Consider the following 12,424-nt stretch of genomic DNA (forward strand, 5'->3'; position numbering starts at 1 on the left):
GACTCTCTTCAGTACAACGGCACCAGTGATCCGTGGGCGGCGAACTGCGTGTACATGAAGACGCGGTACGCCCAACGCGTCCGGAGCGCCACGCTAGCGCACGTCACACCGAGCCACACGGTGCCGGCGATCATCGCCGCCGAGGGCAGCCGCAGGTGCCCCGCCAGGGGGTGCGGTCCGGTGGTCGCGACGACGAGCGCGGTCGTGATCAGCACCGCCGCGACCCACGCCAGCCCGGCGGCCGGTGCCGGCCCGTACCGCACGGCGAGCGTCGCGCGGGCCGCGGCGCGGTCGCCGTCGATGTCGGTCAGGTCCTTGAGCACCGCGCCCACGCCCATCCACAGCGACAGGCACGTGGAGAACACGAGGTACGGCACCGTGATGTGCCCGCCCGCGGCGATGAGGCCTGCGTGGTACGTGATGAGGCCGCCGAGCACGACGACGACCGACGCCGCAGCCGAGCTCGCCTTCGCGGGTCGGCGCCCCGAGGAGTAGCGGACCCCGAGCAGCAGCGCGACCACCAGGTGCAGGGCGAAGCCCCAGGACACCACGACGCTGAGCAGCACCGCCGCGACCGCGCTCGCGGCCACCGCGGCGCGGGCCACCCGCACGGGGAGCCGGCCGGAGGCGAGCGGGCGGCGCGAGCCGTTGACCCGGTCCGGCCCGACGTCCGTGACGCCGTTCAGCACGTACACGGACGTGGTGACCAGCACCCAGGCGACCAGACCGGTCAGCGTGTCCGACGACAGCACCACGCCACCGCTGAGCAGGGCGCCCGTGAGGTAGCGGATGCCGCCGATCGCGAGCACCTTGGGCCGGGCCTCGAGGAGCACCATGCCGCCGGTGCGCAGCCCGGTGCGGACGGCGGCGGCCGGGCGCAGCGCGGCCCGGCGGGCGGGGACGGTCGTCGCGGACATCAGGGCGGGCTCCTCGGCGGGCGGTCGGCGGGCGTCATCGGGCGTCGGTCGAGCCTCGCACCGCACCCCCGCCCGGCAGTTCTCCTGAGGTGCCCCGCGGCCAGGAGCCGTCGGCGCCGACCGCGCGGCCGGCGCCGTAGAGCACCCCGCCGACCTCGGCGGTGAGCGCGGCGACCCGGCGGTTGGCCTCCTGCATGCGCGCCAGCGCGGCCTCGTCGCCGCACGGAGCGGTCCGCTGCCAGCCGACCACCAGGGCGTGACCGCCCGCGTCGCCGCGGACCGCGAGCCGCCGCAGGGCGTCCGCCAGGGTCACGTAGACCATGATGGCGCCTCCCGGGCCGAGTGGCTCGGCGGGCGCGCGCGCCAGCAGCTCGTCGACCACCCGGCGCCCCTCCTCGAGCGGCAGGATCGTCTGCAGCCGCGGGTGCGCGTCCCGGGTCCACCGGCCCGCCTCCTGCTCCCCCCGGACCACCCGGTCCGCGCGCTCGAGGAAGTCGGGGAAGTCGGACCAGCCCCGGGTGCGGTCCATCATCAGCGCCGAGGCGTCCAGGTCCTCCGGCTGCGCCAGCCGCGTCGTCCAGCTCAGCGCGCCGTCCGGGCCACGGACCGCGGTGCCCTCGAGCCAGTGCACCGCGCCGGTGTCCAGCAGCCGCCGCTGGACGTCGACGTGGTCCGCGAGCGTGCCGGTGACGATGTCCGAGCGCCGCACCCGCCCCGGGACCTCCCGCAGCGCCAGCGTCACCGTGACGAGCACGCCGTACCGGCCCTGCCCGGTGAGCACCCGGTCGAGGAGCGGGTCGCCGCGGCCCAGGTCGAGCGGGACGCCGTCCGCGCCGACGACGACGGCCCGCCGCACGTGGTCCGCGGCCGTCCCGTACCGGTGGCTGATGCCGCTGATCCCGCCGACCGACACCGTGCCGCCGACGGTCAGGTCCAGGAAGTCGGGCACGACCACCGGGGCCAGCCCCCGCGGCAGCGTCGCCGCGAGCACGTCCCGCCAGGTGGCACCGGCGTCCACGGTCACCTCGACCGGGGTGACCTCGTGCACGGCGCGGGACCGGCTGAGGTCGAGCAGCGCCGAGCCCTCGACGACCGTCTGGCCGTCGACGCTGTGCCCGCGGCCGCGCGGCACCACCACCCGCCCGCTCGCGGTCGCCTCGACCACGGCGTCCGCGGCCTGGGCGGCGGTCCGGGGTGCGTAGACCACCGCCGGGCGTGCGTGCACCTGCCGGCCGAAGTCGGTGAGCCGCTCCCCCGGGACGCCACCGGCACGGGTGCGGGCCGGTCCTCCTCGGGTGAGGACGACCGGCCCGACGCCCGGGCTGGGCTCCCTCAACTGCGAGGGCTGTTCTGGTACGCCGCCAGCTTCCACTCGTCGCCCCGCCGGACCAGGAGCCACGAGGCGCGCACGGCGTCCCCCTCGGCGACGCCGTCGGCGCCGGCCTTCGCCACGCCGCCCTCGGTCAGCATGATCGCGGTGTCCTCGCTCAGGCTGCGGACCTGGAACGGGGTGCCGGTGACCCGGGTCCCGGCGTAGGGGCCGGCGAACGCGCGGCCCATGAACTCGCGGATCGCGGTCCGGCCCGTCGCGAACGCCCCGGGCAGGATCATCGTCCCGTCCTCGGTGAACACGTCGGCGAACGCGTCGGCGTCGTGCGCCGCCCACGCCTCGATGATCCGGCGGGGGACGGCCGCGAGCGGGGCCCACGCCTCCGGGAGCGCCTGGTCGGAGTGCTGCGTCGTGGTGGTGGTCATGGTCGCGTCCTTCTTCCTGCTGCGGGTGGGCGGTGGTCGTCGGGGCGTCAGCCGGCCAGCGGCTCGGTCAGCTCGGGGGCGTCGTGCAGCACCTCGTGCACGTACGCCCCGAGGTCGTGCACCGTCGGCTTGGCCCAGAGGATCGTCGACGGGAACTCGAGCGCGAACCGGCGCTGCAGGCGCGCGCGCAGGGCGACCGCCATCACGGAGTCGACGCCCATCTCGACCAGCGGCCGCCGGTAGCCGAGGTCGGCCGGGTCGAGCCGCAGCTCGGCCGCGACGACCGCGTGCACGAGGTCGGTGACCTCGGCGCGGGCCTCCGCGGGCGGGAGGGCCGCGTCCAGCCGGTAGATGTCGGACGCGGCCGGGTCCGCGGTGTCGTGCTCCAGGTCGCGGAACATCGGCGGCACCGGCAGCCCGGGGGCGACCGGCAGGGTCCGCAGCACGGCCTTGTACGGCCCGGCGAACCGGTCGGCGAAGGTCCACGCCGCCAGCGCCTCGCTCGCGGACACCGCGTCGAGGCCCCGCATCGTGCCCTCGACCATCGTGGTCGTCAGCCCCGCGGACAGCCCGAGACCGCGCCACGACGTCCACGCCAGCGACACCGCGCCGCGCTCCCCGGCCCGGTGGCGCACCTGCACCAGCGCGTCGAGGAACGAGTTCGCGGCGGCGTACGCGCCCTGGCCGGACAGCCGGGCCAGCTGCCCGCACGACGAGAACGCCACGAAGAAGTCGAGCGACCCCGGCGGGAAGAGCTCGTGCAGGTGCCAGGCGCCGAGCGCCTTCGCGCTGAGCACGTGCCGCACCCCCGCCTCGGTCATCGCGTCGACCAGGGCGTCGTCGACGCCCCCGGCCGCGTGGACGATGCCCGTGATCGGCGGGTGCTCGGCGTCGTGCGCGACGACGAACGCGCGCAGCGCCCCCGCGTCGGCGACGTCGACCGGAGCGACCCGGACCGACACCCCCGCCGCCTCGAGCGCCCGCACCGCCTGGGCCGCCCGCCGCTCGTGCGGGTCCGTCAGGTCCGCCCACCGGTCCCGCGGCGGCAGCCCCCGCCGGCCGAGCAGCACCACGCGCCGGGCACCGCGGGCGACGAGCCACTGCGCCGCCTCGAGCCCGAGCGCACCCAGGCCGCCGGTGACGAGCACTGTCCCCGCCGGGGTGCACCGCAGCGGCTCCGCGTCCGCGGACCGGGTGATCCGCGCGAGCCGCGGGACCGTGGCCGTGCCGTCGGACGCGATGTGGATGACGTCCTCCTGCCCCGCCGCACCGCCCAGCACCCGGGCGAGCGCCGCCCCGGCCAGGTCGGCCACCGACGGGACGTCGACGACACCGCCCCACGCCTGCGGGTGCTCCCCGGCGACGATCCGGCCGAGGCCCCACGCGGCGGCCTGCGCCACCTGGTCGACGCCGTCCGGGTCGCGCACGCCCTCGGTCAGCACCCACACCCGCGGCGACACCCCCGCCGGCGCGGCGTCCAGCGTGCCGAGCAGCGCGTCGACGGTCCGCTGCACCAGGCCCGCGGTCGCCTCCGGCGCGGTGACCGGCTCCGGCGCCGCGACCAGCAGCACCACCTCGGCCGGGACCGGCCCGTCCGCCGCGACCACCCGCACGCCCGCGCGGTCCAGCGCCGCGACGACCCCCGCCGCGCGCGAGCCGTCGCCGACCACGGTGACCGCCGCCGGGACCGCGGCCGCCGTCGCACCGGGCAGCTCGCGCCAGACGACCTCGTGCACGAGCTCGGTGGGCTGCGCGGCTCCGATCCGCTCGACGTCGCTGAACGCGAGGCCGTGCACCCGGGCGACGACGCGCCCGTCGGGGCCCGCCACGTCCACGTCCACGCTGTCGTGCGGCGAACCCGGGGACCGCCGGGTGTGCACGAGGATCCGCGCGGGCGGCTCCCCGGTCACCGCGACGTCCGCGATGGCCCGGGACATCCACAGGGTCTGCGCGTCGACCGGGGTGACCAGCGTGGCGCTGATGGTCAGCGCGCCGTCCACGACGTGCGCCCACGAGGTCGGCGAGCCGTCGCCGTGCGGGGCGCCGTCGTCGTCCACGAGCGTGAGCACGGCGAGCTGCTCGGCGTCCGAGCGGTGCAGCTCGTCCAGGTCCCAGCCGAACGCGTAGCCGCCGACCCCCATGTTGTGGAACATCGCGTCCAGACGCTGCCAGTCCCCGAGCGGCAGGCGGGCGCGCAGCGCGTCGGCGTCCACCCGACCGGCGAGCGGTGCCCGCGCCGGCTCCAGCACCGCGGTCGCGTGCAGGATCCAGCTGTCGTCACCGCCCTCGTCGTCGGCCGCGACCCGGGAGGACAGCGAGATGCCCCGCCCCTCGCGGACGATCTGCACCGTGCGCGGCGGCTCGACCGCGAGCGGGGTCCGCAGCACGACGTCGCGCAGCACCACGTCGTCCGGGCTGCCGGCCGTCTTGAGGAACGAGTTGAGGATCGAGGCGGCGGGGGTGACCTCCACGCCGTCGAGTGTGTGGTCCAGCGGGTACGGCCGGGTGCCGAGGTCCAGGCGGGTCTGCCAGACCTGCCGCGCCGGCACGCCGCCGACCGCGTACGCGCCGCCGAGCAGGTCGTGCGCGGCCGGGTCGTGCCCCGCCCCGGACCCCGTGCGGGGCGCGTCCTCGAACAGCCAGTACGGCCGGTGCTGCCAGACCACGCCGGGCAGCGCGAGCAGCGCGCCGGGCTCGGTGGCCGTGCCGGTGCTGGTGCCGGTGCTGGTGCCCGCGCCGGTGCCCCAGGCCGGGGTCACGCCCGCGCAGTACAGCGTCGCGATCGCACGCAGCACGTCGTCGGGCCCGCCCGCGCCGCGCCGGACGGTGCCCAGCGCCGCGACCTCGACGCCCCGGGCCTCGGCGACCTCCGCGAGCGAGTGCGTCACCACCGGGTGCGTCGACACCTCCACGAACACGCGGTAGCCGTCGTCCAGCGCCGCGGCGACCGCGCCCGCGAACCGGACCGGGGCCCGCAGGTTCCGACCCCAGTACGCGGCGTCCCGCGGCGCGTCCGACCGCGGGTCGTCCAGCGCCGTGCTGTACAGCGGGACCGTCGCCGGCACCGGGTGCAGGGCGCCCGCCGCCTCCACGACCTCCGCGAGCACGGGCTCCACCAGCGGGCTGTGGAACGCGAGGTCCGTGGCGACCCGGCGCACCCCGACGCCCTCGGCCTCCCACGCGGCGGCGACCGCGGCGACCGCGTCGGCCTCCCCGGAGACGACCGTCGACGTCGGGGACGCCTCGATGGCGGCGACCGCGCCGACGACGTCGACCAGCCGCGCGCGGACGTCGGCGAACCCGAGCCCGACCATCACCATCGCGCCGCTGCCGGCGACCGCGTCGAGCGCCCGGGCCCGGCGGCACGCGAACCGCGCCGCGGCGTCCCGGTCGAGCACCCCGGCGGCGTGCGCCGCGGCGATCTCCCCGACGGAGTGGCCGATCACCGCCGCCGGCGTCACGCCGTGCGCGCGCCAGGTCGCGGCGAGCGCCGCCTGGACCGCGAACGTGAGCGCCTGCACCTCCGACGTCGTCCACGGGCCGCCGCGCTCGAGCTGCTGCCGCGGCGTCCAGCCGAGCTCCTCGACGTAGACCGGCGCGAGCGCGTCGACCTCCGCGGTGAACGCCGGGTCGACGTCGAGCAGCGCCCGGCCCATCCCCTCCCACTGCGACCCGTGCCCGGAGAACACCCAGACCGGCCCCTGCTCCGCGCCGCCGACCGCGCGCCCGGTGACCACGTCCGGGTCCGCGTCGCCGCGCCCCGCCGCCGCGAGCGCCCGGGCCACGTCGGGCACGTCGGCCGCGAGGACCGCGACCCGCTCCGGCAGGTGCGAACGCCGCGACCGCAGGGTGTGCCGCACGTCGGCGACGTCCGGCCGGTGCTCCGTCAGCCACGCGGCGGTCCGGCCCGCGAGCGCGCGGACGCCGGCGGCCGTCGCCGACGACACCGGCACCACGGCCCGCGCCGGGGCGTCGTCGGTGCTGGTGGGCGCCACGGCGGTCGCCGGCGCCTCCTCGAGCACCAGGTGCGCGATCGTCCCGCCGACCCCGTAGTTCGACACCCCCGCGCGCCGGGGCGCGTCGCCCCGGGCCCACGGGAGGGGTCCGTCGGCGAGCCGCAGGCCGTTGGTCGTCCAGTCGGTGACCGTCGTGGCGTGCTCGTGCACGGTCGGCGGGATGACGCCGTTGCGCAGCGCCAGCACGACCTTGATGATCCCGGCCATGCCCGAGCCGCCCTCGACGTGGCCGATGTTCGGCTTCACCGAGCCGACCACGCACGGCTGCTCGCGGTCGGCGCCGACGACCCGCGCCAGCGCGTCCAGCTCGGCCGCGTCGCCCGTGGGCGTCCCCGTCCCGTGCGCCTCGACGTACCCGACCGTGGCCGGGTCGATGCCCGCGCGCCGGTAGACCGTGCGCAGCATGTGGGCCTGGGCGTCCGCGTTCGGCGCCATCATCCCCTCGGACCGGCCGTCCTGGAAGACGCCGCTGGCCCGCACGACGGCGAGCACCGGGTCGCCGTCCCGCACCGCGTCCGCGACCCGCTTGAGCACGAGCACGCCCGCACCCTCGCCACGGCCGTACCCGTCGGCGGCTGCGTCGTAGGCCTTGCTGCGGCCGTCGGGCGCGAGGGCGCCGGCGCCCTCGAGCGCGACGTTCAGCGCGGGCGTCGAGATCAGGTTGAGCCCGCCGACGACCGCCAGCGACGTCTCCCCCTCGCGCAGCCCCTGGCAGGCGACGTGCATCGCGGTCAGCGACGCGGCGCACGCGGTGTTCACCGCCATGCTCGGGCCGCGGGTGTCCAGCAGGTACGAGACCCGGTTGGCGATGCCGTAGTCGGTCGTGCCGTTCACCGCGTACGGGCCGGTCAGCGCCATGTCCTCCAGCAGCCGGCGCCCGTAGTCGGTGGAGTTGACCGCCGCGTACACCCCGGTGTCGGAGCCGCGCAGCGAGGTCGGCGGGATCCCCGCGTCGACCAGCGCCTCCCAGGTCAGCTCGAGCATGAACCGCTGCTGCGGGTCGAGGTACGCGGCCTCCTTGGGCGTGATGCCGAAGAACTCGGCGTCGAACCCCTCGATGTCGTCGAGGTAGGAGCCGAGCAGGGTCGTGCCGCGCAGCACCGCCGTGGCCTCGGGCGAGGCGTCCGCGTACGCGCGCCACCGCTTCGGCGGCATCGGCCCGACGGCCGAGCGCCCGGCGAGCAGCGCCGCCCACAGCGCCGCGGGCGACGTCAGGTCGGGGGCGAACCGGCAGCTCATCCCGATGATCGCGATCGCGTTCTCGTTGTCCTGGGAGTGACTCAAGGACCTGTCCTTCCGTCCGTGCCCGGCTGTCGGCGCAGTGCTGGGTGCCAGCAACTCCGAAGACTCCGCCGACGTCCGGGCTCCATAGGTTCGAGTCGCTGCGACGAGTCTCCTGACGCCACCAGGGCGTCCGCACCTCATGACGTGCGATGACACCGACCGACCCGAGGAGGACCCGCCCGTGACTGCTGACGCACCCCCGGCCGCGCCGGGTTGGCCGTCCGACGTCGCCGCGGCCTACCGCCGCGCCGGGACGTGGACCGACGACACGCTGTTCGCGCTGCTGGTCGACGCGGCCACGCAGGTCGCGCCCCGGCCCGCGCTGGTCGACGGCGACCGGGCGTGGACGTACGCCGAGCTGGTCGTGGAGGTCGAGGCGCTCGCCGCCGGCCTGCGCACGCTGCTCGACGTCGGCGACCGCCTGGTGGTCCAGCTGCCCAACCAGGCCGAGGCGGTGCTCACCACGCTGGCCTGCCTCGCCGCGGGCGTCGTGCCCGTGTGGGCACTGCCGCAGCACCGCGAGCGCGAGCTCGGCGCGTTCGTCCGGCACTGCGGTGCCCGCGCGCTGGTCACGGCGGCGGTGCACCGCGGGTTCGACTCCGAGGCGCTCGCGCACGAGGTGCGCGCCCAGGCACCGGTGCTGGAGCACGTGGTCGTCGTCGGCGAGCCGGCCCGCGCGGGTTCGGTCCCCTTCACGGACCTGGCGCGCGGCGCCGCCCAGGACGCCCCGCTGGTGGTGGACGGCCCGCCGTCCGCCGACGCGGTCGCCGTCCTCATCCCCTCCGGCGGCACGACCGGCGCCTCGAAGATCGTGCCCCGCACCCACAACGACCTCGGCGCGATGCTGCGGGCCGCGTGCGCCGCCGCCCGGTTCGACCGCACGAGCACCTACCTGGTGGTGCTGCCGGTCGGGCACGGCTTCGCGAACACCGGGCCCGGGGTCCTGGGCACCCTGCTCTCCGGCGGCACCGTGGTGCTCAGCCCGTCGCCCGCGCCCGAGACCGCCCTGCCGATCGCCGCGCGGCACCGGGCCACCGCCACCAGCGTGGTCCCCGCGATCCTGCAGCGCTGGGTCGACCACCTCGACACCGAGCCGGACGCCGCGCCGTCACTGGTCCTGGTGCAGAGCGGCGCGGCGTACCTCCCGCCCGAGCTCGCCGCCGCCGCCGAGCGGCACCTCGGGTGCGTGGTCCAGCAGGTCTACGGGATGTCCGAGGGCCTGACCTGCGTCACCCGGGTCGACGACCCGACGGACGTCCGCCGCACCACCCAGGGCCGGCCGCTCAGCCCGCTCGACGAGCTGCGGGTCGTCGACGACGACGGCGCCGAGGTCCCCGACGGGGAGGTCGGCACGCTGACCGTCCGCGGCCCGTACACGGTGCGCGGCTACTACCGGTCCCCCGAGGTCGACGCCCGGGCGTTCACCGCCGACGGCCGCTACATCACGGGCGACCTGGTGGTGCGCCGGCCCGACGGCCGGATCGTGGTCCAGGGCCGCACCGGGGACACCGTCAACCGGGGTGGGGAGAAGATCGTCGCCGCCGAGGTCGAGGACCTGCTCCGCGACCTCGACGGCGTCACGGACTGCGCGGTCGTCGGCGTGCCCGACCGGGTCTACGGCGAGGAGGTGTGCGCGGTCGTGGTCGTCGCCGGCGCCGCCACGGTCGAGCCGGCGGACGTCGCGAGGCACCTGCGCGACCGCGGGCTGGCCGGGTACAAGACGCCCCGGCAGGTGCTCGTCGTCGACGCGCTGCCCCTGACCGGCATCGGCAAGGTGGACCGCCGCCGGCTGCGCGCGCTGGCCGCCGCCGCCGGGCTCTCCCCGGTTGCGGACCCCGCCGCCGGCCCTGGACGACCCGCGGGCGCCGACCTAGCGTCCACCACGGCGGGCGGGGCGCTCCCCGCGCCGCGCGACCGCCAGGAGCGGAGGACACCGTGACCGCACGAGGGACCGCACCGACGACTGCTGCGCCGGGCGAGGTGGCGACCGCAGCCCCTGGCGCCCCGGCGCCCGCACGGGCGGGGCTGCGGGCGATGGCCGACCTCGCCACGCCGATGTCCATCCGCGTCGGCGCGACGCTCGGGGTCGCCGACCACGTCGCCGCGGGCGCGACCACGGCGACGGCCGTCGCCGAGCGGTGCGGCGCCCACGCGCCCGCGCTCGAGCGGCTGCTGCTGCACTGGGCGTGGCTCGGCCTCCTGGAGCGCGCGGGCGCCCCGGGCACGCCCGGCACCTACCGGCTCACGGCGCTCGGCGCCGAGCTGCGCGCCGACCACCCCGCCGGCCGGCGGGACTGGCTCGACATCCGCGGCAGCGTCGGCCGGGGCGACCTGGCGTTCGTCGAGCTGCTGCACACCGTGACCACCGGCGCGTCCGCCTACGACGCCCGGTACGGCCGCGGGTTCTGGGACGACCTGGACCAGGACCCCGGCCTGCGCGCCTCGTTCGACGCGCTGATGCGCCGGCACGTCCGGGCGGACGCCGCCGGGATCGCCGAGGCCTACCCGTGGCACCGGCACCGCACCGTCGTCGACGTCGCCGGCGGGGACGGCACGCTGCTCGCGACCGTGCTGCGCGCCCACCCGGCCCTGACCGGCGTGGTCGTCGAGCTGGACGGGCCCGCCGCCCGCGCCCGCGCCACCTTCGAGGCCGCCGACCTGCGTGACCGGGCGGACGTGGTCGTCGGCTCGTTCTTCGACCCGCTGCCCGCACGCGGCGACGCCTACGTGCTCAGCGCCGTGCTGCACGACTGGGACGACGACGACTGCCGCCGGGTGCTCGGCACCTGCCGCGCCGCGATGGGCGCCGACGACCGGCTGCTCGTCGTGGAGGCCGTCGGCGGGGACGGCGAGTCCGTCGACCCCCGCATGGACCTGCGCATGCTCGCGTTCACCGGCGGCCAGGAGCGCGGCGTCGGCGAGCTGGCGGCGCTCGGTCGCGCGGCCGGCCTGGACCTCGTCGCCACGCACCCCGTCCCCGGGCGCGCCTGGATGGGCGTCGTCGAGCTCCGGCCGGCCGGCACGGAGCAGCGGTGAGCCTGCTGATGGTGGGGGCCGAGCTCGGGTCCGCCACCGAGGACCAGCTCGACGCGCTCGCGCTCGACCCCGCCGCCCAGGACCGCCTCAGCCGGTCGCTCGTGCGCGACGGCGCCGCCCGCGGCGTGTTCGTGCTGAGCACCTGCCAGCGCACCGAGGTGTACGTCGAGGCCCCCGACGGGCCCCACGACGCCGCACGGGTCCGGGACGCCTGGACCACCGCCACCGACCGCGCGGGCGCCGCCGTCGCGGCCGGGCACCTGCTCACCCGGACCGGCGCCGAGGCCGCGGCGCACCTGTTCGCGGTGGTCGGCGGCCGGCGGTCCGCGACCGTCGGGGAGTCGCACGTCGTCGACCAGGTCCGGTGCGCGCTGGCTCGCGCGCAGCGCCAGGGCCGCCTCGGCACCGAGCTCGACCGGCTCGTGCAGCAGGCGCTGCGCACCGGCCGGCGGATCCGCGCGCTCGACGACGCCCCGCCCGGCGCGGGCCTGGTGCAGCGTGCCCTGGACCTCGCCTCGGCGCGCGTCCCCGTCGGGCCCGGCACGGGGGTGCTCGTCGTCGGCGCGGGGACGCTCGGCCGGGAGGCGGCCCGCGCAGCCGCCGCGCGCGGGGCGGACGTCGTCGTGCACAACCGCACGGCCGCGCGGGCGCGCACGCTGGCCGACGAGGTCCGCGGCACCGCCGCCGTCGGGCCCCTCGGCGACGCGCTCGCCGACGCCGACGTGGTGGTCTGCGCGACCTCCGCGCCCGAGCCCGTCGTCGGCCTCGACGCGGCCGCCGCGGCGGTGCGCGCCCGGGGCGCCCGGCAGGGGCGGGGCGCCCGGCAGCGGCGGGACGCCCGGGGGGCCGGGGGCGCGCAGGTCGGGACTCCGGCTGCTGCCGCGTCGGCCCCGGCACCGGGCCCGGCGCAGGTCTACGTCGACCTGGCGCGGCCCCGCGACGTCCCGACCGGCGTCGGCGACCTGCCCGGCGTGCTGCGCCTGGGCCTGCCGGACCTCGCGGACCCCGGCCGCCCGGACCCCGGCGCCGCCGAGGAGCTGGCCCTGGCCGACGCCCGCGCGTGGGAGGCCGCGCGGCGCGCCGCGACCGCGGGACCCACCATCCAGGCGCTCCGCGAACGGGCGGCCGCCGCCGTCGAGGACGAGCTCCGCCGCGTCGCGCACGCCACCGCGACGGCGGGCGGCGCCGACACCGCGGAGCTGCTGCGCAGGTCGCTGGACCGGGTCGTCAACCGGCTGCTGCACGCCCCGGTGACCCGGGCACGCGCGCACGCCGCCGCGGGCACGCTCCCCGACTACGAGGCCCTGCTCGCGGACCTGTTCGCGGCACCCGCGCCGGCGCCCGCACCCGACGCGCGGCACCCGCGCAGCACGTCAGAAGAAGTCCCCGCCGCACGACCGCACGCCATGAGGTGAC

General features: G+C 77.8%; 7 protein-coding genes. 3 read left to right on the forward strand and 4 right to left on the reverse strand.

Annotation, left to right across the window (positions count from 1 at the left end; genetic code table 11):
- Positions 1-8 precede the first annotated feature (8 nt).
- Genes ACFVXN_RS11820 through ACFVXN_RS11835 form a run of 4 tightly spaced genes read right to left on the reverse strand, consistent with a single transcriptional unit; the run spans position 9 to position 7,972 of the window.
- Positions 9-917 (reverse strand): UbiA family prenyltransferase, encoded by a 909-nt coding sequence (locus ACFVXN_RS11820; protein WP_389232170.1) that lies wholly within the window; start codon positions 915-917, stop codon positions 9-11.
- 34 nt (positions 918-951) lie between these two features.
- Positions 952-2,253, reverse strand: a complete 1,302-nt coding sequence (locus ACFVXN_RS11825) for an FAD-binding protein (protein WP_389232173.1) — start codon at positions 2,251-2,253, stop codon at positions 952-954.
- A complete protein-coding gene (locus ACFVXN_RS11830; RefSeq protein ID WP_389232176.1) occupies positions 2,250-2,672 on the reverse strand; it encodes an SgcJ/EcaC family oxidoreductase in 423 nt (140 codons plus the stop codon). Before ACFVXN_RS11830 ends, ACFVXN_RS11825 begins: the two co-directional genes overlap by 4 nt.
- 47 nt (positions 2,673-2,719) lie before the next feature.
- Positions 2,720-7,972, reverse strand: a complete 5,253-nt coding sequence (locus ACFVXN_RS11835) for an SDR family NAD(P)-dependent oxidoreductase (protein ID WP_389232179.1) — start codon at positions 7,970-7,972, stop codon at positions 2,720-2,722.
- A 181-nt stretch (positions 7,973-8,153) separates the two neighbouring features.
- Here ACFVXN_RS11835 and ACFVXN_RS11840 point away from each other — a divergent pair, with 181 nt between their 5' ends.
- From ACFVXN_RS11840 to ACFVXN_RS11850, 3 genes are read left to right on the forward strand one after another with little or no spacing between them, the layout of a single operon-like run.
- Entirely contained in the window at positions 8,154-9,911 is a 1,758-nt protein-coding gene (locus tag ACFVXN_RS11840; RefSeq protein ID WP_389232182.1) for a (2,3-dihydroxybenzoyl)adenylate synthase, read from the forward strand.
- Entirely contained in the window at positions 9,908-11,008 is a 1,101-nt protein-coding gene (locus tag ACFVXN_RS11845; RefSeq protein WP_389232185.1) for a methyltransferase, read from the forward strand. The genes ACFVXN_RS11840 and ACFVXN_RS11845 overlap by 4 nt, the downstream gene beginning before the upstream one ends.
- Entirely contained in the window at positions 11,005-12,423 is a 1,419-nt protein-coding gene (locus ACFVXN_RS11850) for an NAD(P)-dependent oxidoreductase (RefSeq protein ID WP_389232188.1), read from the forward strand. The genes ACFVXN_RS11845 and ACFVXN_RS11850 overlap by 4 nt, the downstream gene beginning before the upstream one ends.
- The last annotated feature ends 1 nt before the right edge of the window (position 12,424 follow it).

Origin of the sequence: Cellulomonas sp. NPDC058312 (assembly GCF_042880135.1) — a bacterium.
Lineage (GTDB): Bacteria > Actinomycetota > Actinomycetes > Actinomycetales > Cellulomonadaceae > Cellulomonas.